The sequence below is a fragment of the Streptomyces aquilus genome (genome assembly GCF_003955715.1).
Lineage (GTDB): Bacteria > Actinomycetota > Actinomycetes > Streptomycetales > Streptomycetaceae > Streptomyces > Streptomyces aquilus.
This window is the reverse complement of record NZ_CP034463.1, coordinates 7,737,707-7,760,185: the sequence shown is the minus strand read 5'-3', so window position 1 is coordinate 7,760,185 and position 22,479 is coordinate 7,737,707. Positions and strand designations below refer to the sequence as shown.

General features: G+C 72.1%; 20 protein-coding genes. 14 read left to right on the top strand and 6 right to left on the bottom strand.

What is annotated here, in order from left to right:
• Positions 1-6 precede the first annotated feature (6 nt).
• From EJC51_RS35765 to EJC51_RS35720, 10 genes are all read left to right on the top strand, one after another.
• Positions 7-207: a DUF4236 domain-containing protein gene (locus EJC51_RS35765; RefSeq protein WP_097269922.1), complete on the top strand. Its 201-nt coding sequence runs from the start codon at positions 7-9 to the stop codon at positions 205-207.
• A 64-nt stretch (positions 208-271) separates the two neighbouring features.
• Positions 272-1,801, top strand: coding sequence for a helix-turn-helix domain-containing protein (locus tag EJC51_RS35760; protein WP_126274827.1), 1,530 nt, complete (start codon positions 272-274; stop codon positions 1,799-1,801).
• Positions 1,802-2,114: 313 nt separating this feature from the next.
• Positions 2,115-4,568 (top strand): cutinase family protein, encoded by a 2,454-nt coding sequence (locus tag EJC51_RS35755; RefSeq protein WP_166682935.1) that lies wholly within the window; start codon positions 2,115-2,117, stop codon positions 4,566-4,568.
• A gap of 145 nt (positions 4,569-4,713) precedes the next feature.
• Entirely contained in the window at positions 4,714-5,877 is a 1,164-nt protein-coding gene (locus EJC51_RS35750; protein ID WP_126274825.1) for an NAD(P)/FAD-dependent oxidoreductase, read from the top strand.
• Positions 5,874-6,173, top strand: a complete 300-nt coding sequence (locus tag EJC51_RS35745; RefSeq protein WP_126274824.1) for a (2Fe-2S)-binding protein — start codon at positions 5,874-5,876, stop codon at positions 6,171-6,173. Before EJC51_RS35750 ends, EJC51_RS35745 begins: the two co-directional genes overlap by 4 nt.
• The gene (locus EJC51_RS35740; RefSeq protein ID WP_126274823.1) at positions 6,163-7,584 is read left to right on the top strand and encodes an NAD(P)/FAD-dependent oxidoreductase; all 1,422 of its coding nucleotides are present in this window, start codon (positions 6,163-6,165) and stop codon (positions 7,582-7,584) included. The genes EJC51_RS35745 and EJC51_RS35740 overlap by 11 nt, the downstream gene beginning before the upstream one ends.
• 51 nt (positions 7,585-7,635) lie before the next feature.
• A complete protein-coding gene (locus tag EJC51_RS35735; protein ID WP_126274822.1) occupies positions 7,636-8,535 on the top strand; it encodes a dihydrodipicolinate synthase family protein in 900 nt (299 codons plus the stop codon).
• A gap of 29 nt (positions 8,536-8,564) precedes the next feature.
• Positions 8,565-9,566 carry a proline racemase family protein gene (locus EJC51_RS35730; protein ID WP_126274821.1) on the top strand — a complete coding sequence of 334 codons (1,002 nt, stop codon included), beginning with the start codon at positions 8,565-8,567 and terminating at the stop codon, positions 9,564-9,566.
• A 96-nt stretch (positions 9,567-9,662) separates the two neighbouring features.
• On the top strand, positions 9,663-10,406 hold the full coding sequence (locus EJC51_RS35725; protein WP_126274820.1) for a GntR family transcriptional regulator: 744 nt from the start codon (positions 9,663-9,665) through the stop codon (positions 10,404-10,406).
• A 50-nt stretch (positions 10,407-10,456) separates the two neighbouring features.
• Entirely contained in the window at positions 10,457-11,092 is a 636-nt protein-coding gene (locus EJC51_RS35720) for a TetR/AcrR family transcriptional regulator (protein ID WP_126274819.1), read from the top strand.
• Between the two features lie 73 nt (positions 11,093-11,165).
• Here the strand turns inward: EJC51_RS35720 and EJC51_RS35715 are convergent, their stop codons facing one another.
• Positions 11,166-13,379 (bottom strand): MMPL family transporter, encoded by a 2,214-nt coding sequence (locus EJC51_RS35715; protein WP_126274818.1) that lies wholly within the window; start codon positions 13,377-13,379, stop codon positions 11,166-11,168.
• Between the two features lie 100 nt (positions 13,380-13,479).
• Here EJC51_RS35715 and EJC51_RS49260 point away from each other — a divergent pair, with 100 nt between their 5' ends.
• Positions 13,480-14,061, top strand: coding sequence for a TetR/AcrR family transcriptional regulator (locus EJC51_RS49260; RefSeq protein ID WP_126274817.1), 582 nt, complete (start codon positions 13,480-13,482; stop codon positions 14,059-14,061).
• A gap of 63 nt (positions 14,062-14,124) precedes the next feature.
• Here EJC51_RS49260 and EJC51_RS35705 read toward each other — a convergent pair whose 3' ends face one another.
• Positions 14,125-14,544: a DUF6299 family protein gene (locus tag EJC51_RS35705; protein ID WP_126274816.1), complete on the bottom strand. Its 420-nt coding sequence runs from the start codon at positions 14,542-14,544 to the stop codon at positions 14,125-14,127.
• A gap of 255 nt (positions 14,545-14,799) precedes the next feature.
• On the opposite strand from EJC51_RS35705, the gene EJC51_RS35700 reads away from it, so the two are divergent.
• The gene (locus EJC51_RS35700; RefSeq protein ID WP_126274815.1) at positions 14,800-14,985 is read left to right on the top strand and encodes a DUF5999 family protein; all 186 of its coding nucleotides are present in this window, start codon (positions 14,800-14,802) and stop codon (positions 14,983-14,985) included.
• Between the two features lie 4 nt (positions 14,986-14,989).
• Here EJC51_RS35700 and EJC51_RS35695 read toward each other — a convergent pair whose 3' ends face one another.
• Both EJC51_RS35695 and EJC51_RS35690 read right to left on the bottom strand, forming a co-directional pair.
• Positions 14,990-15,388 carry a RidA family protein gene (locus EJC51_RS35695; RefSeq protein WP_126274814.1) on the bottom strand — a complete coding sequence of 133 codons (399 nt, stop codon included), beginning with the start codon at positions 15,386-15,388 and terminating at the stop codon, positions 14,990-14,992.
• Positions 15,385-16,515, bottom strand: coding sequence for an acyl-CoA dehydrogenase family protein (locus tag EJC51_RS35690; RefSeq protein WP_126274813.1), 1,131 nt, complete (start codon positions 16,513-16,515; stop codon positions 15,385-15,387). Before EJC51_RS35690 ends, EJC51_RS35695 begins: the two co-directional genes overlap by 4 nt.
• A gap of 160 nt (positions 16,516-16,675) precedes the next feature.
• Between EJC51_RS35690 and EJC51_RS35685 the strand changes: the two genes are divergently transcribed.
• Positions 16,676-18,268 carry an AMP-binding protein gene (locus tag EJC51_RS35685; RefSeq protein WP_126277261.1) on the top strand — a complete coding sequence of 531 codons (1,593 nt, stop codon included), beginning with the start codon at positions 16,676-16,678 and terminating at the stop codon, positions 18,266-18,268.
• A gap of 15 nt (positions 18,269-18,283) precedes the next feature.
• Entirely contained in the window at positions 18,284-19,096 is an 813-nt protein-coding gene (locus tag EJC51_RS35680; RefSeq protein WP_126274812.1) for a PaaX family transcriptional regulator, read from the top strand.
• Positions 19,097-19,119: 23 nt separating this feature from the next.
• Here EJC51_RS35680 and EJC51_RS35675 read toward each other — a convergent pair whose 3' ends face one another.
• Complete coding sequence (locus tag EJC51_RS35675) at positions 19,120-21,477, bottom strand: bifunctional salicylyl-CoA 5-hydroxylase/oxidoreductase (RefSeq protein WP_126274811.1); 2,358 nt, start codon at positions 21,475-21,477, stop codon at positions 19,120-19,122.
• Positions 21,462-22,289 carry an enoyl-CoA hydratase family protein gene (locus tag EJC51_RS35670; RefSeq protein ID WP_126274810.1) on the bottom strand — a complete coding sequence of 276 codons (828 nt, stop codon included), beginning with the start codon at positions 22,287-22,289 and terminating at the stop codon, positions 21,462-21,464. The genes EJC51_RS35675 and EJC51_RS35670 overlap by 16 nt, the downstream gene beginning before the upstream one ends.
• Positions 22,290-22,479: the final 190 nt, after the last annotated feature.

Below are 22,479 nucleotides of genomic sequence, written 5' to 3'. Positions count from 1 at the left end.
GTACGCATGCCCCTGACGTTCCGCAAGAGTTTCCGCATCCTGCCCGGCGTACGGCTGAACATCAACCGGCGCTCCTGGTCCATCACCACCGGCGGCGGAAAGAACGGTCCGCGCCACACCCACAGCAGCACCGGACGTCGTACGACATCGGTTGATTTGCCCGGACCTTTCGGATGGCGGCGCACCCGTACCCATAAGAGGCATTGACGGGCCATCACCCGAATGGCCCCATCGAGATGTGCCATCTCATATCTGAGATAGCCTCAACCTCATGGCAGACGATTACCTCGTACGCATCGGCAAGCTCATCCGTGACGCCCGGCAACACCGTGGCTGGACACAGTCGCAGCTCGCGGAGGCGCTCGGCACAAGTCAGAGCGCCGTCAACCGCATCGAGCGCGGCAACCAGAACATCAGCCTTGAGATGATCGCTCGAATCGGTGAAGCCCTGGAGAGCGAGATCGTCTCTCTGGGCTACGCGGGCCCGATGCATCTGCGAGTCGTCGGCGGGCGCCGGCTGTCCGGCGCCATCGACGTCAAGACCAGCAAGAACGCGTGCGTGGCACTGCTGTGCGCCTCGCTCCTCAACAAGGGGCGCACAGTGCTGCGCCGGGTCGCCCGCATCGAGGAGGTCTACCGCCTCCTGGAGGTGCTCAACTCCATCGGCGTGCGCACCCGCTGGATCAACGAGGGCGTCGACCTGGAGATCGTGCCGCCGGCCGAGCTGGACATGGCCGCGATCGACGCGGACGCGGCCCGCCGCACCCGCTCGATCATCATGTTCCTCGGCCCGCTGCTGCACCGCATGGACGCCTTCAAGCTGCCGTACGCCGGTGGCTGCGACCTCGGGACGCGGACCATCGAGCCGCACATGATCGCGCTGCGCCGCTTCGGCCTGGACATCGCGGCGACCGAGGGGCTGTACCACGCCCAGGTGGACCGCTCGATCTCCCCCGACCGCCCGATCGTGCTGACCGAGCGCGGCGACACCGTGACCGAGAACGCCCTGCTGGCCGCCGCGCGCCACGACGGCGTCACGGTCATCCGCAACGCGTCCTCCAACTACATGGTCCAGGACCTCTGCTTCTTCCTGGAGGCGCTCGGCGTCAAGGTCGAGGGCATCGGCACCACCACCCTGACCGTGCACGGCATGCCGACCATCGACGTGGACGTCGACTACTCCCCCTCCGAGGACCCGGTCGAGGCGATGAGCCTGCTGGCCGCCGCGGTGGTCACGGAGTCGGAGCTGACGGTCCGCCGGGTCCCCATCGAGTTCCTGGAGATCGAGCTCGCGGTCCTGGAGGAGATGGGCCTCGACCACGACCGCACGCCGGAGTACTTCGCCGACAACGGCCGTACCCGCCTGGTCGACCTGACGGTCCGCCCGAGCAAGCTCGAAGCGCCGATCGACAAGATCCACCCGATGCCGTTCCCGGGCCTGAACATCGACAACGTCCCGTTCTTCGCGGCCATCGCGGCCTCCGCGCAGGGCCAGACGCTGATCCATGACTGGGTCTACGACAACCGGGCGATCTACCTGACGGACCTCAACCGCCTCGGCGGCAGGCTCCAGTTGCTGGACCCGCACCGCGTGCTGGTCGAGGGGCCCACCCGCTGGCGCGCCGCCGAGATGATGTGCCCGCCGGCGCTCCGCCCCGCCGTGGTCGTCCTGCTGGCGATGATGGCGGCGGAGGGCACGTCCGTGCTGCGGAACGTGTACGTCATCAACCGGGGCTACGAGGACCTCGCCGAGCGGCTCAACAGCATCGGGGCGCAGATCGAGATCTTCCGCGACATTTGATGTGAAGGTGCCGCCGCATCCCCTCTGACCTGTGCTTGACCGGTCAGGGAGGGGTGGGGCGGCACCTCTGTGTTTTCATGCCGGTTCGCCGGCGTCCGCGGCAAGCCCAACCCGCCGTGGATCTTGGGGATACCCGGCAGGGCAGCACGATCAACGGGCCCTCCGCCGCCGGCCTCACCCTCTCGGCCTCGACTCTCATGCAACTCCGCGCCTCTGTTCCGGGGTTCTAGTCAGCGACCGCGTCAACCGACACCGTTCCCGACCGGACCGACTCGATCGAATGGCTGCCCCTGTGCTGAGAGTGAGACCTGACATGACACGTTCCAGACCCGCCGCCCGCGGCATCCTGGTGACCCTACTGGCCGCCGTGGCGCTGCTGACCGGCCTGCTCAGCCCCCTCGTCCCGGCCGCGCGCGCGGACGACCCGGTGTGTACGAAGGTCACCATCATCGGCGTGCGCGGGTCCGGTGAGGGCTACGAGGGCGCCTACGGGATGGGCAACACCGCGGGGCCCGCCGCACAGGCCGCCGCCGACCTCCTGGTGTCCCATTACGGGCACGCCCGCTCCGACATCTCGACCACCTCTCTGTTCTACCCCGCCGCCGAGGCGACGGACATCCTCAACTGGTGGGACTCGGCCCGCACCGGCGCGGAAGCGCTGGACACCTTGGTGACGGACACCTACCGGCGCTGCCCGTCGACGCGGATCGGCCTGGTCGGCTACTCACAGGGGGCCGGCGTCATCAACATGGCGATGCAGCTGATCTCCGAGCGTCACGGCCACGTTGCCCAGGCCGTCCGCGGTGCCCTGCTCATCGCCGACCCGTTCCGTGACGGACGCCAGTCCTACGCGCAGAACATCACCGCCGCGGGTGGCATGCGGAGTGGCAACGGGCTGCGCGGCATGCTGCGCCGTCAGGCGGTGCCGGCCAGCTTCCAGGGCGTCACCCGCGACATCTGCCGTGACGGCGACGGAGTGTGCGGCACGATCTTCGAGGAGACAGTGCAGTCCGCCATACAGGCCGCGCTCTCCTCGGCCACCCACACCAGCTACATGAACTGCTGTAGCGGTTTCGACGTCCTGCGCGAGTACGGCCAGCAGCTCGGTTGGCGCCTCGCCCAGAACCCTGACGGCGGTGGCACCGCGCCCGTGCCGCCCACTCCCGCCTGGAACCCCGGCAAGGACTGCGGTGTCACCGTCACCGCCCCGACCCAGGCCGCAGGCTACGCAGTGCAGGCCGCGTGCTCGCAGGTCGCGGCCGGCACCTGGTACTCGTGGGGCGGAGGACACGGGCCGACGCCTGGCGCGAGCTACGGCTTCGTCGACGTCTCCGACCCGGAGCGCAGCAAGAACGACCCGTACCGCAAGGGCTTCGACTGCTCGGGGCTGGTGCGCTGGGCCTGGTCCGAGGCGGTCGGCCACGACATGATCGGACAGCGCACCGCCGCCCAGGAGTTCGCCCTGCCCGCCGCGGCGCGCTTCACCACGTCCGACGGCACCGCGCCTCTCCAACCGGGCGACCTTGTGTTCTGGGGGTCCCCCATCCACCATGTGGCGATCTACCTGGGCAACGGCAAGGTCGTCGAGGCTCGCGAATCCGACACCAAGATCATGGTCGCGGACTTCGGCAGCCACCGGAACTACACCGGCGCGATCCGTCTCTCGGGTGACGCGGCGGCACCGGGCGCCGGCGGCCCCAACAGCACCTGGGGCACGGACGTCAACGTCCGTTCCGCTCCCGCGCTGAGCGGTGCGGTCGTCACGACATTCGCCGGCCCGACGGCCATCACGATCAAGTGCCAGAAGCACGGCGAGTCCGTGACCGCCGAGGGCTACACCAACGACGCCTGGTCGTTCCTGCCCGAGTACGGCGGCTGGGTCAACAACATCTTCGTCCAGGGCAAGGCCTGGCTCGATGGAATCCCGGCATGCGACGGCGACCCCGGCGGTGGCTCAGGACGCCACAGCACCTGGGGCACAAGCGTCAACGTCCGCCCGCTGCCGTCCCGCGGCGGGACCCCGGTGGCGACCTTCTCCGCACCGATGTCCATCGCGATCCAGTGCCAGAAGCGGGCCGAGTCCGTGACCGCCGAGGGCTACACCAACGACGTGTGGTCCTACCTGCCGGACTACCGGGGCTGGGTCAGCAACATCTACATCCAGGGCCCGGACTGGCTCGACGGCGTCCCGGCCTGCGACGGCAACACGGGCGGCGGCTCGGGCCAGTTCAGCACCTGGGGCACGGACGTGAACACCCGTCAGCGTCCCAGCGTCTCGGCCCCGCTCGGTCCGGTGTTCTCCGGCCCGACGCGGGTCACCATCTCCTGTCAGAAGCACGCGGAATCGGTGACCGCCGAAGGCATCACCAACGACGCGTGGTCCTACCTGCCGGACCACCAGGCGTGGATCAGCAACATCTTCCTCCAGGGCCCGGCCTGGCTGGACGGGGTCCCCACGTGCGGCAGCAGCACCACACCGGTCGGCAACGGCGGCCACCGGATGTGGGCCTCGGACGTCAAGGTCCGCAAGGACTCCTCCACCGCTACCGATGTGGTGCACACCTTCACCGCTCCGACCGACGTGCGGGTGACATGCCAGGCCCAGGGACAGTCGGTCACAGCCGAGGGCATCACCAACAGCGCCTGGTCCTACCTTCCGGACTACGGCGGCTGGATCAGCAACATCTTCCTCCAGGGACCGGCCTGGCTGGAGGACGTGCCGTCCTGCGGGACCACGCGACCGGGGAACCCGCCGAACATGACGTGACGGCTCTCCCGCACTGAGCCGCACAGCGCGACCAGCGAGGCCCCCGGGCTGTTGACCGAGATGTCTGACGTCTCCACCACGCCGCTCGGGGGCCTCGTCGGTCCTCCGTCTTCCTCGACTCAGCGGCATGTGACATAGTACTGGCGTGACCAAGCGACTGACCTGCGACGTCGTCGTAGTCGGAGCCGGGATGGCGGGCGCGGCCTGTGCCCTGTACGCCTCTCGTGCCGGCCTGGACGTCACCGTGGTGGACCGCGGCCCGGTGGCCGGCGGCACGACCGGTGCGGGTGAGGGCAATCTGCTGGTCTCCGACAAGGAGCCGGGGCCCGAGCTCGCACTCGCCCTGCTGTCCCAGCGGTTGTGGGCCGAGCTGGCCGCCGAGCCGGGGCTGGGGGCCGCTTTCGAGTACGAGCCCAAGGGTGGTGTCGTCGTCGCGTCCACGCCCGAGGGGCTCACCGCCCTGGAGGGGTTCGCCGCCGGGCAACGGGCCGCCGGGGTCGAGGCGCTGAGCGTCGACCCTCACCAACTCCGTGAACTGGAGCCGTACTTGACGCCGGACACGGCAGGCGGCGTGCTCTACCCCCAGGACGCGCAGGTGATGCCGACCCTGGCCGCCGCGCATCTCCTACGGGCTTCGGGCGCACGCCTGTTGACCGGCTGGAACGTGATCGACGTACCGCGCGGCGCCGACGGCGCCGTGCGCGGGGTACGCGCCGACCGGGGCGAGATCCACGCGCCGACGGTCGTGAACGCGGCCGGCACCTGGGGCGGCGAAATCGCCGCGCTCGCCGGCGCGCACCTGCCCGTCCTCCCCCGGCGCGGCTTCGTCCTGGTCACCGAGCCGCTCCCGCGCCGGGTCCGGCACAAGGTGTACGCCGCCGACTATGTGGCCGACGTGGCCAGCGACTCGGCGGCGCTCCAGACCTCGCCGGTGGTGGAGGGCACCGCCGCCGGGCCGGTCCTGATCGGCGCGAGCCGGGAGCGGGTCGGCTTCGACCGCTCCTTCTCGCTGCCCGCCGTACGGGCGCTGGCGGCGGGCGCGACCCGGCTGTTCCCGTTCCTGGAGGACGTCCGGGCGATGCGCGCCTACCTCGGCTTCCGCCCGTACATGCCCGACCACCTCCCCGCGATCGGCCCCGATCCGCGCGTCCCCGGCCTCCTCCACGCCTGTGGGCACGAGGGCGCCGGCATCGGACTCGCCACCGGCACCGGGCAGTTGATCGCCGAGGTGCTCAGCGGCAAGGTGCCCGAGCTGGATCTGACGCCGTTCCGTCCCGACCGTTTCGCCCCCACCGTGGAGGACGCGTGAACCCCTTGGAGCTGGCCCAGGCCCGTCCCGCGCCCGCGTTCACCGTCACTCTCGACGGGCGCGAGATCGAGGCGCTGCCCGGCCAGACCGTCGCCGCCGCGCTCTGGACGGCCGGGATCACCTCCTGGCGGAGCACCCGCGGCGAGGGCCGTCCGCGGGGCGTCTTCTGCGGCATCGGCGTCTGCTACGACTGCCTGGTCACCGTCAACGACCGCCCCAACCAGAGGGCTTGTCTCGTTCCGCTGAAGCCGGGCGACGCGATCCGCACGCAGGAGGGGACAGGCCATGGCGGCTGAACGGCCGCACCTTGCGGTGATCGGCGCCGGTCCCGCGGGACTGGCCGCCACGCTCGCCGCCGCCCGGCACGGCGTACGGGTCACCCTCGTCGACTCGGCGCCAGAGGCGGGCGGCCAGTTCTACCGGCAGCCCGCGCGCGAGCTCGGCGCACGACGGCCGGAGGCCCTGCACCATGAGTGGCGGACATGGGAACGACTGCGGGACGGGCTGCGGACACATCAACGGGCAGGCTCCGCAGCCCACTTGACGGACCATCACGTCTGGCTCGTCGAGCGCCGCCCCGGCGGCTTCACCGTGCACGCGCTGCTCGGCCCGGAGCAGGCCGAACCGGCCGAGGTGCGCGCGGACGCCGTACTGCTGGCCACGGGTGGCTACGAGAAGGTGCTGCCCTTCCCCGGCTGGACCCTGCCGGGTGTCGTCACCGCGGGCGGCGCGCAGGCCATGCTCAAGGGCACCCTCTCGGTGAGCGGACGCACCGCCGTCGTCGCCGGGACCGGGCCGCTGCTCCTGCCCGTCGCCACCGGGCTCGCGGCGGCGGGCGTCCGGGTGGCGGCGCTGGTGGAGTCCGCCGACCCCCGGGACTTCGTACGACGCTCACGCGCCCTGTCCGCCCAACCCGCCAAGCTCGCCGAAGGCGCCCGGTACGCCGCCCAGTTGGCCCGGCACCGGGTACGCACCCTGGTCCACCACACCGTGGTCGAGGCACACGGCACCGACCGGCTGGAGGCCGTGACCGTCGCCGGGCTCGACCGCTCCGGACGCGTCCGGCCCGGCACCGAACGCCGTATCGCCTGCGACACCCTGGCCGTCGGCCACGGCATGCTGCCGCACACCGATCTCGCCCAGGGGCTGGGCTGCCGGATCGACGGGGTCGCGGTGCACGTGGACGACGAGCAGCGCACCGATGTGCCGGGCGTGTGGGCGGCGGGCGAGGCCACCGGCATCGGCGGCGCGGCTCTTTCGCTGGCCGAGGGGCACATCGCCGGGCGGTCGATCGCCGCACGTCTGACGGGAGGTGAGCCGGACCCGCACGACTGGGCCGGTGCGGGGCGGGCCCGTACGGCGCTCCGGAGGTTCTTCGCCACCCTCGACGAGGTCTACGCGCCGCCCGCGCACTGGGCCGAGCAGCTCACCGACGACACCGTGGTGTGCCGCTGCGAGGAGGTGACCGGCGGTGCGATCCGCGAGGCCGTGACCGGGCTGGGCGCCGGGGACCAGCGGACCGTGAAGCTGCTGACGCGGGCCGGGATGGGCTGGTGCCAGGGGCGGATGTGCGGTTCCGCGGTGGCCGGGCTCGTCGGCTGCCCCGAGACGGCCGCGCGCCGGCCGTTCGCCCGCCCGGTACCGCTGGGCGTGCTCGCCCGGGCCGGGGAGGCTCCGGAGGCCGAGGTACCAGAGGCCGACGTCTAGCCCCGCACATCAGTGCCATGTCACACAACACACCATCAAGGAGGGCTCTCGATGACCACCACCCCGCAGACCCGCCCCTGGCGCGGCGTCCTCGTCGCCACCGCGCTCCCGCTGGGCGACGACCTCTCCGTCGACCTCGACAAGTACGCCGAGCACTGCACCTGGCTGGTCGAGAACGGCTGCGACGGGGTCGTGCCGAACGGCTCGCTCGGTGAGTACCAGGTGCTCACCCCCGAGGAGCGCGCCAAGGTCGTCGAGACGGCCGTGGCCGCGATCGGCGGGGAGCGGGTGATGCCGGGGGTCGCCGCCTACGGCTCGGCCGAGTCCCGCCGCTGGGCCGAGCAGGCGCGGGACGCCGGGTGCGCCGCGGTGATGCTGCTGCCGCCCAACGCGTACCGCGCCGACGAGCGGTCGGTGCTGGCGCACTACGCCGAGGTCGCGAAGGCGGGCGTGCCGGTGGTGGCGTACAACAACCCGATCGACACCAAGGTCGACCTCGTGCCGGAGCTGCTGGCGAAGCTGCACGGCGAGGGACACATCCACGCCGTCAAGGAGTTCTCCGGCGATGTCCGGCGCGCTTACCAGCTCGCCGAACTCGCCCCGGAACTGGACCTGTTGATCGGTGCCGACGACGTCCTGCTGGAGCTGGCGGTCGCCGGGGCGGTGGGGTGGGTGGCCGGCTACCCGAACGCGCTGCCGCGTGCGTCCGTCGAGCTGTACCGCGCGGCCGTCGGCGGGGACCTCGGCACCGCCAAGAAGCTCTACGAGCAGCTGCACCCGCTGCTGCGCTGGGACTCCAAGGTCGAGTTCGTGCAGGCCATCAAACTGTCCATGGACGTCGTCGGCCGGCACGGTGGCGCCTGCCGGCCGCCGCGGGTGCCGCTGCTGCCCGAGCAGGAGGCCGTCGTGCGGGCCGCCACGGAGAGGGCCGTCGCCGCCGGACTCGTGTAACCCCCGTAGCTCGCGAAGGAGACCGCACCATGCGCAGCAAACTCGTCCTGCACGCCGTCGACTCGCACACCGAGGGCATGCCGACCCGGGTGATCACCGGCGGCATCGGCACGATCCCCGGCGCCACGATGAACGAGCGGCGGCTGTACTTCCGTGAACACCGCGACGACATCAAGCAGTTGCTGATGAACGAGCCGCGCGGACACTCCGCGATGAGCGGCGCGATCCTCCAGCCGCCGACCCGCCCCGACTGCGACTGGGGCGTGGTCTACATCGAGGTCTCCGGGTACCTGCCGATGTGCGGACACGGCACGATCGGCGTGGCGACCGTGCTGGTGGAGACCGGCATGGTCGAGGTCGTCGAGCCCGTCACCACCATCCGCCTCGACACCCCGGCAGGCCTGGTCGTGGCCGAGGTCGAGGTGGTGGACGGCGCCGCGAAGGCGGTCACCCTCCAGAACGTGCCGTCGTACTCCGTGGCCCTCGACCGCAAGATCACGCTCGCCGACGGGCGGACGGTGACCTACGACATGGCGTACGGCGGCAACTTCTACGCCATTCTGCCGCTGGAGCAGTTCGGCCTGCCCTTCGAGCGTGCCCGCAAGGACGACATCCTCGCCGCCGGGCTGTCGCTCATGGCGGCGATCAACACCGAGGAGGAGCCCGTCCATCCCGAGGACCCGTCCATCCGCGGCTGTCACCACGTCCATCTGCTCGCTCCCGGCGCCACCGCCCGTCACTCCCGGCACGCCATGGCCATCCACCCCGGCTGGTTCGACCGCTCGCCGTGCGGCACCGGCACCAGCGCCCGGATGGCCCAGCTGCACGCGCGCGGTGAACTCCCCCTGCACACCGAGTTCGTGAACGAGTCCTTCATCGGGACCCGGTTCACCGGCCGTCTGCTGGGCACCACGGAGGTCGCCGGACGCCCGGCCGTCCTGCCCAGTTTCACCGGCCGCGCCTGGATCACCGGCACCGCGCAGTACCTGCTCGACCCGTCGGACCCGTTCCCGGCCGGGTTCGTCCTCTAGACCACCGGTCGGACCCGTGGTGTGCCGCGGAGATACTGATGGTGCGTGACATTGCACATCCGTGGTGCGTGACGCCCGCACGAGGAGATCCCGAACATGGCCGCCACCCAGCCCAGCAGCCGGACCGCCGGCGCGCCCGCCGCATCCGCCGCTCCCGCGACACCCGCCCTGCCCACGCTCGGCGGCAAGAAGAGCAGCTACCGCGAGCGGGTCGCCGACGCGCTGCGGGCCGCGCTGATCGCCGGTGAGCTGCTGCCCGGCGCGGTGTACTCCGCGCCGGCCCTCGCCGCCCGCTTCGGCGTCTCGGCGACCCCGGTGCGCGAGGCCATGCTGGACCTGGTCAAGGAGGGCCTGGTCGACACCGTCCCCAACAAGGGGTTCCGGGTCAGCGAGGTCTCCGACCAGCAGCTCGACGAGTACACGCACGTCCGGCGGCTCATCGAGATCCCGACCGTGGTGGGCCTGGCCGGGACCGCCGCCCCGGTCCAGCTGGAGGCGCTGCGTCCGGCGGCCCGCGAGATCGTGCGGGCCGCCGCGGCCGGTGACCTCGTCGCGTATGTCGAGGCCGACACCCGCTTCCACCTCGGCCTGCTCGCCCTCGCGGGCAACGCCCATCTCGTCGAGGTGGTCCGCGATCTGCGCGCCCGCTCCCGGCTGTACGGACTGACCGCCCTCGTCGAGGCGGGCCGTCTACTGGCCTCCGCCGAGGAGCATCTCGAACTCCTCGACGCGCTGATCGCCCGGGACGAGAAGGCGGTGCACGAGGTCATGACCCGCCACCTCGGCCACGTCCGCGGTCTGTGGGCAGCACGGCGGGAGGGCGACCGCAACGGGAGATGACGGATTCATCAGGACTGGGACCGTCCTCGTCGCCTCGTTAGACTCTGCGCATGCCTACGTCAGCCCCGCCCAGCAACCGCTTCGAGCGGCGTCGCGCCGAGACCCGTGGGGCGCTGGTCCGCGCGGCCCGGCAGATTCTCGCCGAGACCGGGGACACCGGCGCCAGCATCCAGGCGATCGCCGAGCGCGCCGACGTCGGTTTCGGCTCCTTCTACAACCACTTCGAGTCGAAGACGGAGTTGTTCGAGGCGGCGGTGGTGGACGCCATGGAGGAGTTCGGCCAGGCCTTCGACGACCGTCTGACCGGCATCGACGACGCGGCGGAACTCGTCGCGGCGGGCTTCCGCCTCAGCGCCCGGATGGCCGACTCGCACCCGGAGCTGATGCAGATCGTGCGCCGCCGCGGTCTCGCCCACATCCACTCGGACAACGGGCTGGCCCGACGCGCCCTGCGCGATCTCCAGGTCGGCATGGACTCGGGCCGCTTCACCGTCCGCGACCCCGCGGTCGCCCTGTCGGCACTGGGCGGCACCCTGCTGTCCCTGGTGGAGCTGCGCTTCGCGCGTCCCGACCTCGACGGCGACGAAGCGGCCGTCAACCTCGCCGAGATGGTGCTGCGCATGCTCGGCGTCCCACCGGACGACGCCCACGAGGTCGCCCGCCGCCCGCTGCCGGAGGCCGACTGACGTCGCGGGGGAATTCGTCAGGGGCGGCCGGCGCCTCCAGCAGCGCGGGCCGCCCCCTCGCGAACCGTCGGACTCAGCGCACGGAGGCCTTGTCCCGCTCCGCCTCTTCCTCCTCCGCCGCCTCGACCGCCGCACGCGCGGGCAGCTTCGCCCCCTCGATGTCGACGTCCGGTGTGACCCGGTCCAGCCAGCCCGGCAGTCCCCAGGCGCGGCGGCCGAGCAGCGCCATGGCCGCGGGCACGAGGGTCATGCGGACGACGAACGCGTCGACGAGCACACCGAACGCCAGGGCGAAACCGATGGACTTGATGATCGGGTCGGTGTTGAAGACGAACCCTCCGAAGACCGCGACCATGATGAGCGCGGCGGCGCTGACGACCCGCCCGCTGCGGGCCATGCCCTGGGTCACGGCCTCGGCGGCGTCGCCCGTGTGCTCGTAGTGCTCGCGCATCCGGCTGACGAGGAACACCTCGTAGTCCATGGCCAGTCCGAACAGGACGCCGATGAGGAGCACCGGCAGGAAGCTGGTGACCGGCCCCGCGGAGGGGATGTCGAGCACGCCGTTCAGATGGCCGTCCTGGAAGACCCAGACCGTGGCACCCAGGGAAGCGGCGACCGACAGCAGGAAGCCGAGGGCCGCCTTCACCGGCACCAGCAGTGACCGGAAGGCGATGGTCAGCAGGATCAGCGCCAGGATCACGATGATGGCGATGAACAGCGGCAGCGCGTCGGACAGTTTGCCCGCCACATCGATCGCGGCGGCCGTCTGCCCGGCGATGTAGAGCGTGCCGCCCGCCTTCTCGACCGTGCTCGCGTTCTCCCGCAGCCGGTGCACCAGGTCCGTGGTGGCCTGGGCGTCGGGCCCGGTCTTCGGGACCACGGCGACGACGGCGAGGGTGGAGTCGGCGTTGGTGACGGGCGGCGCGGCGACCGCCACACCCCGGTCGCCCGCGAGGGCCGTCCGCAGCCCGGTCACGGTCGCCGTACGGTCGCCGGCCGGGACCCCGTCGAGGTCGACGACGGCCGTCAGCGTGGCGTTGAAGCCGGGCCCGAAACCGTCCGTCAGCAGGTCGTAGCTCTTGTGCTGGGTGCTGTCGACGGGCTGCGAGGCGTTGCTCGGCAGTCCGAGCCGCAGATCGCGGGCGGGCGCGGCGAGCGCGAGCAGGCCGATCACCCCGGCGAGCAGGACGAGCAGCGGCTTGCGGGTGACGGCCCGTCCCCAGGCCAGTCCCCAGGCGCCGGGCGCGCGTTCGCGCCCCTCGGTCCGCCGTGCCCGCGGCCTCGGCCGCAGCCGCTCGCCGAGGAAGCCGAGGGCGGCGGGTACGAGGCTGACGGCGACCAGCACCGCGAGCGCGACGGTGGCCGCGGCGGCCAGACCCATCACGGTCAGGAACGGGATGCCGGTGACCGCGAGCGCGGCCAGCGCGATGATGACGGTCGCCCCGGCGAAGACGACCGCGCCACCGGCGGTGGCCACGGCACGCGCGATGGAGTCCTCGACGTCCTGGTCGGGGTCGGCGAGCTGCTCGCGGTGGCGGGAGATGATGAACAGGGCGTAGTCGATGCCGACGGCCAGCCCGATCATCAGGGCGAGGACGGTGGCGGTGGACGTCATCTCGACGTACCGGCTCATGAACTCCACGCCCAGGACGCCGATCGCCACCCCCACCAGGGCGGTCAGCAGCGGCAGCCCGGCCGCGACCAGGGAGCCGAGGGCCAGGGTGAGGACGGCGAAGGCGGCGACCACGCCGACGATCTCGGCCGGTCCGCCGACCTCGGTCTTGTGCTCCATCGCGGAGCCGCCGAACTCGACCTCCAGACCGGCGTCGCGGGCCTGCGCCATCGCGTCCGACAGGGCGTCCTTGGCCTCCTGCGACACGTCGCTGGCCTGCCGGCCGAAGCGGACGTCCGCGTAGCCGATCCGCTGGTCGGCCGAGACCGTCCGGCTCTTGAGCGGGTCGGAGACGTCGGCGACACCGGGGACCCGCGCGGCCTGCTTCAGGCTCGCCTCCATGGCCGCGGAGGTCTTCGGCGCGGTGAGCTTCTCGCCCTCCGGTGCGGCGAAGACGACCCGCGCGACGCCGCCCGCCGCCTCCGGGAACTTCTCCTTCAGCACGTCCTGCGCCTGCTGCGACTCGATGCCGGGTACCGAGAACTCGGTCGTCACCTTGCCGTGCAGGGTGATCCCGAGGCCGCCGACGACGGCGAGCAGCAGCAGCCAGACGGCGACGACCCGGCCGCGGCGGCGTATCGCCCAGCGCGCCCAGGTGTACAGGCGTGACGCCATGATCGTTCTTCCCCTCGCTCGACTGATTACACCGTACGGCATTTTTGCAGTCGACTGTAAAATTGCCGTCAACGGTAGAGAGCGATGGTAGGGTCCGGGCATGATGAGCGAGGGTCTGCGGGAACGATCCAAGGCGCGGCGCAGGGAGGCGATCCTCCGAGCCGCGTACGAGCTGTTCGCCGACCGCGGCTTCGAGGCGACGACGATCGCCGACATCGCGGCGGCGGCGGAGGTCTCGCCGCGAACCGTCACGCTCTACTTCCCGTCGAAGCTGGAGCTGGCGACGTCCCACTTCGACGCGCTGGCGGACCGGCTGGCCACCGCGTTGCGGGAGCGGAAGGAGGGCTGGACGACCCTGGACGCGCTGGAGGCGTGGCTGCGCGCGGACCTCGCCGAGGCGGACGACCTGGACGACCTGCACGAGCGCATGCTCGACCTCAACCCGCAGCTCAGGGCCGTCACCAACGTCCGCCTCACGGAGGTCATCCAGGAGGGCGCCCGCATCCTCGCCGAGGAACGCGGCGACGCGCCGGACGACTTCGGGCCCCGGATGGCGGCGGCCGCGGCGGCGGCGGTCGTCAGCGAGGTGTGCCATCACGGCCAGGAGGCGAACATCGACCGGGCGATCGCCTTCCTGCGCGCGGGACTCGCGACGCTCGACGGCGAGCCGGCCGACTCCTGACGCGGGACCCGCGCTGCTGCGGCGGCGTCCGGAGCCGGCGGCGGCCCATGCGGCCGGAGCGGGTCAGCCCTCGGTCGTCAACGTGACGTCCTGCTGCCGGGCCGCGTGGAAGCGGGGCAGCGGCAGACCGCCCTGCGGGTGCAGTTCCATCACCGTGGCCTCGACGCGCGCCGCGCCGGGCTCCAGCGTCCCGGCGTCGACCTTGCCGGTGTTCTCCCAGCGGTGCTCGGCGCCGTCGCACACGGCACGGGTGCCGCCGATGCCGTGGCGGACGGACGGCGACTTCTGTCCGACGGAGGAACTCACGAAGGCCGGGCCCGTGTTGCCGAGGCAGCGGTAGGTGCCGGACAGCGTGACGGTGCCGTCCTCGGCGAGGGTGCCGGTCGGGTCGACGGTCACGGTCTCGTAGGAGTCGGCGACGGCGACGGGTGCGGCGGCCAGCAGGAGCAGGGTGGCGGCGGCGAGGGCGGGGCGTACGAACACGGGGATCTCCCAGGTCAGTGGAGTACGAGCAGGGGCCTCCACTGGTACCGGTCGGGCGCCTCGACGGGCGTGATCGTCACTCCTTCGGTGGCGAGTCCGCGGCGGTCTTCCGGGATCGGTCCGGGTGTTGTCCGCGTGTTGTCACGGTTGGCGCCAGGCTGTTCCGATGAGTTCGCGACGGGAGCATGGTCTGTCCATAGGGACGCCCCGTACGGAGAAGCCGGACGGACCGTCCACCCGATGTGGAGGTGCGCCATGTGTTCACACCAGCCTTCGTGCCCTGCCTCCGAGGCCACTGGCTCGCACGTCGTGTCCGCCCACCCCGAGCAGGGGTGGAGCCTGCTGTGCGACGGCTCGATCGTGTTCGACGACAGCGGGGAACTGCTGGCGGACGGGCGGGTCGTCGCGCCTCACCGTGTGCCGCTGGCCATGGCGGCCTGAGCCGCTAGGGCAGTACGGCGAAGCCGTCCAGTTCCAGCAGTGCCTGCTCGTCCCAGAGCCGGACCACCCCCACCACCGCCATCGCCGGATAGTCCCGGCCCGCCGACTCCCGCCAGATACGGCCCAGTTCGGCCGCCCTGGCCCGGTACTCGGCGACATCCGTGGCGTACACCGTGACGCGAGCCAGGTCCGCCGGGGTACCGCCCGCCGCCCGCAGGGCCGCCAGCAGATTGGCGAGAGCCCGCTCGAACTGCTCGGGCAGCGTCTCCCCCACCACCTTCCCGTCGGTGTCCAGCGCCGTCTGACCGGCCAGGAACACCACCCGCGACCCCGTCGCCACCACCGCGTGCGAGAACCCCGTCGGCGGGGACAGCTCGGGCGGGTTGACGCGCTCGGTGCTCATCGGTTCCCCTCCCGCTCAGCGTACAACTCCTTCGCGATGATGCCCCGTTGCACCTCGCTCGCCCCCTCGTAGATCCGTGGCGCCCGCACCTCCCGGTACAAGTGCTCCAGCAGATGGCCACGCTCCAACGCCCGTGCGCCGTGCAGCTGGACGGCCTTGTCGACGACGTACTGCGCGGTCTCGGTGGCGAGCAGCTTCGCCATCGCGGCGCGCTTGGGGACGTCCGGGGCGCCCGCGTCGTACGCCGTCGCCGCGGCGTGGACCATGAGGCGGGCCGCGTCCGTGCGCAGGGCCAGCTCGGCGACCTCGTGGGCCACCGACTGGAGGTCCTTCAGCTTGCCGCCGAACGCGTCCCGTCGGGCGGTGTGCGCGAGGGTGGCGTCCAGGGCCGCCTGGGCCATGCCCACCGCGAAGGCGCCGACGCTGGGCCGGAAGAGGTTCAGCGTGCCCATCGCGACCCGGAAGCCGCGGTCCACCTCGCCGAGCACGTCGTCGGCGGTGACGGGTACGGCGTCGAAGGCGAGGGCGCCGATGGGGTGCGGGGAGAGCATGTCGAGGGCGGTGCCGGTGAGGCCGGGGCGGTCGGCGGGGACGAGGAAGGCGGTCACGCCGCGGGCGCCCGCATCGCCCCCCGTCCGCGCGAAGACCGTGGAGAAGTCGGCCTCGGGGGCGTTGGAGATCCAGCACTTCTCGCCGGTCAGCCGCCAGCGGTCGGGGCCGTCCGGGTGCGCGGTCAGGGACAGCGCGGCCGCGTCCGAGCCCGCCCCCGGCTCGCTCAGCGCGAACGCCGCCACCGCGCTGCCCTCGATGACCCGCGGCAGCCAGCGGTCCCGCTGGGCAGGGGTGCCGTGGGCGTGCACCGGGTGGGCGCCCAGCCCCTGGAGCGCGAGGGCCGTCTCCGCCTCGGTGCAGGCGTACGCCAGGGACTCACGCATCAGACACAGGTCGAGGGCGCCGGAGCCGAACAGCCGCTCCAGCAGGCCGAGTCGGCCGAGTTCGGCGACCAGCGGGCGGTTCACCCGCCCGGGCTCGCCCTTCTCGGCGAGCGGGCGCAGCCGGTCCGCGGCCAGCGCGCGCAGCTCCGCACACCAGGCGGTTTGTGCCGGATCGAGCGAGAATGCGGGCATTGCCGGTCCTCTCTCTCCGCTGGCCCCTGCGGCGTTCCCCTGGGCCCTTCGCCGACGATATCGCGTCCCATTGACTGTCGTCACCAAGACGATACGCTCGTTGCGCGAGCCCACCCACGACGCCCACAAGGCAAGGGGGCGAACCAGCATGAACCCGCGCCTGAACCCCTCGGCCCACGTCGACACCTTCGCGCGCGACCATCTCCCGCCCCCGGACCAGTGGCCCGAACTCGTCTTCGATCTCCCGGAGCTGCGGTACCCCGATCGGCTGAACTGTGCCGACGAGCTGCTGACCGGCCCGCCCGACGACCGGCCCGTGTTCCACACCCCGTCCGGCGACTCCTGGACGTACGGCACCCTGCGCGCCCGCGTGGACCGCCTCGCGCATCTCCTCACCGGCGAGCTGGGCGTCGTCCCCGGCCATCGCGTCCTGCTGCGCGGCCCGACCACGCCGTGGCTGGCGGCCTGCTGGCTGGCCGTGCTGAAGGCGGGGGCGGTCGCGGTCACGGTGCTGGCCCAGCAGCGGCCGCACGAGCTGGCCACGATGTGCGAGATCGCGGAGGTCGGGCACGCCCTGTGCGACATCCGGGCCGTGGACGACCTCGCCAAGGCCGAGATACCGGGGCTGCGGATCACGACGTACGGCGGTGACGCCCCCGACGACCTGCTGAACCGGACGGCGCCGGACACCCCGTACCCGGCCGTGCGGACCTCGGCCGACGACGTGGCGCTGATCGCCTTCACCTCCGGCACCACCGGGCGCCCCAAGGGGTGCATGCACTTCCACCGGGACGTCCTCGCGATAGCCGACACCTTCGCCCGGCACGTGCTGCGGCCGCACGCGGACGACGTCTTCGCCGGCAGTCCCCCGCTCGGCTTCACCTTCGGGCTCGGCGGGCTCGTCGTCTTCCCGATGCGGGCGGGCGCGAGCGCGCTGCTGCTCGAACAGGCCGGTCCCCGGCAGCTGTTGCCCGCCCTCGCCGAGCACCGGGTCTCGGTGCTGTTCACCGCCCCGACCGCCTACCGCGCGATGCTCGACGAGCTCGACTCGTACGACGTCTCCGCGCTGCGCCGCTGTGTCTCCGCCGGGGAGAACCTGCCCGCCGCCACCTGGCGGGCCTGGCAGGAGCGGACCGGACTGCGGATCATCAACGGCATCGGCGCGACCGAGCTGCTGCACATCTTCATCTCCGCCGCCGACGAGCACATCCGGCCGGGGACCACCGGGGTGCCCGTACCCGGCTGGCACGCGCGCGTGGTCGACGAGGAGGGCCACGACCGGCCCGACGGGGAACCGGGGCTGCTCGCCGTGCGCGGGCCGGTCGGGTGCCGGTACCTCGCCGATCCGCGGCAGCGCGAGTACGTGCGCTTCGGCTGGAACATCACCGGCGACACCTACGTCCGTGAGGGCGACGGCTACTTCCGGTACGTCGCCCGCGCGGACGACATGATCATCTCGGCCGGGTACAACATCGCGGGCCCGGAGGTCGAGGACGCGCTGCTGCGGCATCCGGACGTGGTGGAGGCCGCGGTGGTGGGGCGTCCCGACGAGGCACGCGGGCAGGTCGTGGTGGCGTACGCGGTCGTCAAGGAGGGCGCCGAACGGGACGCCGAGGCACTGCGCGGGTATCTCAAGTCGGAGCTGGCGCCGTACAAATGTCCGCGCGAGATCGTCTTCCTGGACGCGCTCCCGCGCACCGCGACCGGCAAGCTCCAGCGCTTCCGCCTGCGCACCGAGGGTGACCAGCAGTGATGCCGACGACCTAAGATGATCAACGTGTCCGACCAGCATGCACCACGGTCTCTCATCGTCACGCTCTACGGCGCCTACGGCCGCTTCGTGCCCGGCCCGGTACCGGTCGCCGAGCTGATCCGGCTGCTGGCCGCGGTCGGCGTGGACGCGCCCTCCGTCAGATCCTCCGTGTCCCGGCTCAAACGCCGCGGACTGCTCGTACCCTCGCGCACCGCACAGGGTGCGGCCGGATACGAACTCTCCCCTGACGCCCGCCAGTTGCTGGAGGACGGCGACCGCCGGATCTACGCCGTCGCGCCGCCCGAGGACGAGGGCTGGGTCCTCGCGGTGTTCTCCGTCCCGGAGTCGGAGCGGCAGAAGCGGCACGTGCTGCGCTCCCGGCTGGCCGGCCTCGGCTTCGGGACGGCGGCGCCGGGTGTGTGGCTCGCGCCCGCGCGGCTGTACGAGGAGGCCCGGCACACCCTGGAGCGGCTGCGCCTCGACCCGTACGTCGACTTCTTCCGCGGCGAGCACCTCGGCTTCGCCGCCACCGCCGACGCGGTCGCCCGCTGGTGGGACCTGGCGGCGATCGCCAAGGAGCACGACGCCTTCCTCGACCGGCACGCGCGCGTGCTGCACACCTGGGAGGGCCGCGAGGACACCCCGCCCGAGGAGGCCTACCGCGACTACCTCCTCGCCCTGGACTCCTGGCGCCACCTCCCCTACATCGACCCCGGCCTGCCCGCCCGGCTGCTCCCCGAGGACTGGCCGGGCAGCCGCTCGGCGGCGGTGTTCCGGGGGCTGCACGCGCGACTGCGGGAGGCGGGGGCCGCTTTCGTCGGCGTGTGATCCCATGCCCGCCGCCAGGTGACTCAAGTCCCCAGCGTCAGGCGGGGCTTGGGGGCGTCCGTGCGTCCGGTCTGCGGGCGGCGGCTGCCCGCCCGGTACGGGGCCGGCCAGACGACGCCGGGTCCGCCGTAGCCCTGCTCGGCGGCGGCGTGCAGGGTCCAGTGCGGGTCGTAGAGGTGGGGACGGGCGAGGGCGCACAGGTCCGTGCGCCCGGCCAGGATCAGGGAGTTGACGTCGTCCCAGGAGGAGATCGCGCCAACCGCGATCACCGGGATGCCGGTCTCGTGGCGGATACGGTCGGCGAAGGGGGTCTGGTACGACCGCCCGAACTCCGGCTGCTCCTCGGCCACGACCTGCCCGGTCGACACGTCGATCGCGTCGGCGCCGTGCGCGGCGAAGGCACGGGCGATCTCGACGGCGTCCTCGCCCGTGGTGCCGCCCTCGGCCCAGTCGGTGGCCGAGATGCGGACGGTCATGGGCCGTTCGTCCGGCCATACGCCCCTGATGGCGTCGAAGACTTCGAGGGGGAAGCGCAGGCGCTTGGCGAGCGTGCCGCCGTAGGCGTCGGTGCGGTGGTTGGTGAGCGGGGAGAGGAAGCCGGAGAGCAGGTAGCCGTGGGCGCAGTGGAGTTCGAGGAGGTCGAAGCCCGCGCGGGCGGCCCGCCAGGCGGCTGCCGTGAACTGCTCACGGAGATCGGTGAGTTGGGCACGGGTGAGTTCGCGCGGGATCTGGTTGACGGGCTTGTACGGCAGCGCGGACGCGGCCACGAGGGGCCAGTTGCCGTCGGGCAGCGGCTCGTCCATGCCCTCCCACATCAGCCGGGTCGAGCCCTTGCGGCCGGAGTGGCCGAGCTGCACGCCGATCGCGGTGCCCGGCGCCTGGGTGTGCACGAAGTCGGTGATCCGCCGCCACCCCTCGGCCTGCTTGCCGTTGTAGAGGCCGGTGCAGCCGGGGGTGATGCGCCCCTCCTCGCTCACGCACACCATCTCGGTCATGACCAGGCCCGCGCCGCCGAGGGCCCGCGCTCCGAGGTGGACGAGGTGGAAGTCGCCGGGGAGGCCGTCGGTGGCGGAGTACATGTCCATGGGTGAGACCACGACCCGGTTGCGCAAGGTCAGTCCGCGCAGCCGGAACGGCGTGAACATCGGGGGCGTACCGGGCGGGCAGCCGAACTCGCGCTCCACCGCGCTCGTGAAGCGGGCGTCGCGCAGGCGCAGGTTGTCATGGGTGACGCGGCGGCTGCGGGTGAGGAGGTTGAACGCGAACTGGCGTGGCGGCTGGTCGAGATAGCGGGCCAGGTCCTCGAACCACTCCAGGCTGGCGCGGGCGGCACGCTGCGTGGAGGCCACGACGGGTTTGCGTTCGTCCTCGTAGGCCTGGAGTGCCGTGGGCAGGTCCGGCTGCTCCTCCAGACAGGCGGCGAGGGCGAGGGCGTCCTCGACGGCGAGTTTGGTGCCGGAGCCGATGGAGAAGTGCGCGGTGTGGGCGGCGTCGCCGAGCAGCACGGTGTTGCCGTGGGACCAGTGCGCGTTGACGACCGTGCGGAAGGTGGTCCAGGCCGAGTTGTTGGAGCGCAGCGGCCTGCCGCCCAGGGCGTCCGTGAAGATCTTGGCGCAGCGGTCGAGGGACCCCTGGATGTCGAGTTCCGCGAAACCGGCCGCCTGCCAGACCTCTTCGCGCATCTCGACGATCACGGTGGAGGCGTCGGGCGCGTACGGGTAGCCGTGCAGCTGCATCACGCCGTGTTCGGTCTCGGCGATCTCGAAGCGGAAGGCCTCGAAGGCGAAGTCGGCGGCGAGCCAGATGTAGCGGCAGCGGTGGGTGGTCACCTGGGGGCGGAACACCTGCCGGTGTGCCTCGCGGGTCGTGCTGTTGATGCCGTCGGCGGCGATGACGAGGTCGTGCGTCTCGGCGAGGCCGGGCGGGGCCTCGGTGCGGAAGCGGAGATCTACGCCGAGGTCTCGGCACCTGGAGTGGAGGATTTCCAGCAGTCGTTTGCGACCCAGGGCGGCAAAACCGTGGCCGCCGGATGTGTGCCGTACTCCTCGGCGGACGATGTCGATGTCGTCCCAGCGGATGAAGTCCTGTTGGAGGGCCTCGTAGACCTGTGGGTCGGCGTGTTCTATGCCGCCGAGTGTCTCGTCGGAGAGGACGACGCCGAAGCCGAAGGTGTCGTCGGGGGCGTTGCGTTCCCAGACGGTGACTTCGCGGGCGGGGTCCAGGCGTTTCAGCAACGCCGCCGCGTAGAGGCCGCCGGGGCCGCCGCCGATGATCGCGACGCGCAGGGGGTGGCTGAGCGTGGACGGCGGCTGACGGTCGTCTGTGGCCGGTCGCGCAGTTCCCCGCGCCCCTGGGGTCGGCGCGGTCACCGTCCGCTCCATTGGGGAGCTCGCTTTTCCTTGAACGCCTTGTGGAACTCCGCGTAGTCCTCCCCGTTCATCAGCAGTGCCTGTGTCGACGCGTCCAGTTCCACCGCCGCCGCCAGCGGCATGTCCAGTTCTGCCGTCAGTAGCGCCTTCGTCTGGGCGTACGCCAACGCCGGGCCGTCGGCCAGGCGGCGGGCCAGGGCGCCCGCGGCCTCGTCCGCCCTGCCCTCGTCCGTCAGCTCGCTGATCAGGCCGATGCGTTCCGCCTCCGGTGCGCGGACCGGTTCGCCCAGCATCAGCAGCCGCGTCGCGTGGCCGAGGCCGACCACCCGGGGCAGCAGGTAGGCCGCGCCCATGTCGCCGCCGGACAGACCCACCCGCGTGAACAGGAAGGCGAACCGGGCGGTCGGGTCGGCCACCCGGAAGTCCGCGGCAAGGGCGAGGACCGCCCCCGCGCCGGCCGCGACCCCGTGCAGCGCCGCGATCACCGGGAACGGACACTCCCGTACGGCCCGCACGACCTGCCCCGTCATCCGGTTGAAGTCGAGGAGCTGGGCCGTGTCCATCGACAGGGTCGCGCCGATGATCTCGTCGACGTCGCCGCCGGAGCAGAAGCCCCGTCCCTCACCGGCCAGGACGAGGGCCCGCACCGAGCGCTCCCGGGACAGCTCGGCGAGGAGGTCGCGCAGGTCGGCGTAGGCGCCGAAGGTGAGCGCGTTGAGTTTGTCGGGACGGGCGAGGGTGACGGTGGCGACGCCCGCGGTCAGGTCGACCCGCAGATGCTCCCAGCGGGCGGTTCGGGCGGCGGAGCCGGTGAAGGGACTCATGCGTGCGGCCTCTCCAGGTGAGGTGCGCTCTACCCGCGCTCTACGCGCTCTGCCCTTCGAAGTTATCACTCATCTTTGACTGTCGTCACGAGCCCGCGATAAGGCTGTCCAGATGTGACCCGGCCCCGTCACATCCGTCACGGCTCGTCGACAGGGCGGCAACGACGGGAGCAGCCGTGCGAGGCGGGGC

Coding starts and splice junctions, on each gene's coding strand:
- EJC51_RS35765 (WP_097269922.1), top strand. CDS start 7: ATGCCCCTGACGTTCCGCAAGAGTTTCCGCATCCTGCCCGGCGTACGG.
- EJC51_RS35760 (WP_126274827.1), top strand. CDS start 272: ATGGCAGACGATTACCTCGTACGCATCGGCAAGCTCATCCGTGACGCC.
- EJC51_RS35755 (WP_166682935.1), top strand. CDS start 2,115: ATGACACGTTCCAGACCCGCCGCCCGCGGCATCCTGGTGACCCTACTG.
- EJC51_RS35740 (WP_126274823.1), top strand. CDS start 6,163: ATGGCGGCTGAACGGCCGCACCTTGCGGTGATCGGCGCCGGTCCCGCG.
- EJC51_RS35735 (WP_126274822.1), top strand. CDS start 7,636: ATGACCACCACCCCGCAGACCCGCCCCTGGCGCGGCGTCCTCGTCGCC.
- EJC51_RS35730 (WP_126274821.1), top strand. CDS start 8,565: ATGCGCAGCAAACTCGTCCTGCACGCCGTCGACTCGCACACCGAGGGC.
- EJC51_RS35725 (WP_126274820.1), top strand. CDS start 9,663: ATGGCCGCCACCCAGCCCAGCAGCCGGACCGCCGGCGCGCCCGCCGCA.
- EJC51_RS35720 (WP_126274819.1), top strand. CDS start 10,457: ATGCCTACGTCAGCCCCGCCCAGCAACCGCTTCGAGCGGCGTCGCGCC.
- EJC51_RS35715 (WP_126274818.1), bottom strand. CDS start 13,379: ATGGCGTCACGCCTGTACACCTGGGCGCGCTGGGCGATACGCCGCCGC.
- EJC51_RS49260 (WP_126274817.1), top strand. CDS start 13,480: ATGATGAGCGAGGGTCTGCGGGAACGATCCAAGGCGCGGCGCAGGGAG.
- EJC51_RS35700 (WP_126274815.1), top strand. CDS start 14,800: ATGTGTTCACACCAGCCTTCGTGCCCTGCCTCCGAGGCCACTGGCTCG.
- EJC51_RS35695 (WP_126274814.1), bottom strand. CDS start 15,388: ATGAGCACCGAGCGCGTCAACCCGCCCGAGCTGTCCCCGCCGACGGGG.
- EJC51_RS35690 (WP_126274813.1), bottom strand. CDS start 16,515: ATGCCCGCATTCTCGCTCGATCCGGCACAAACCGCCTGGTGTGCGGAG.
- EJC51_RS35680 (WP_126274812.1), top strand. CDS start 18,284: ATGATCAACGTGTCCGACCAGCATGCACCACGGTCTCTCATCGTCACG.
- EJC51_RS35675 (WP_126274811.1), bottom strand. CDS start 21,477: ATGGAGCGGACGGTGACCGCGCCGACCCCAGGGGCGCGGGGAACTGCG.
- EJC51_RS35670 (WP_126274810.1), bottom strand. CDS start 22,289: ATGAGTCCCTTCACCGGCTCCGCCGCCCGAACCGCCCGCTGGGAGCAT.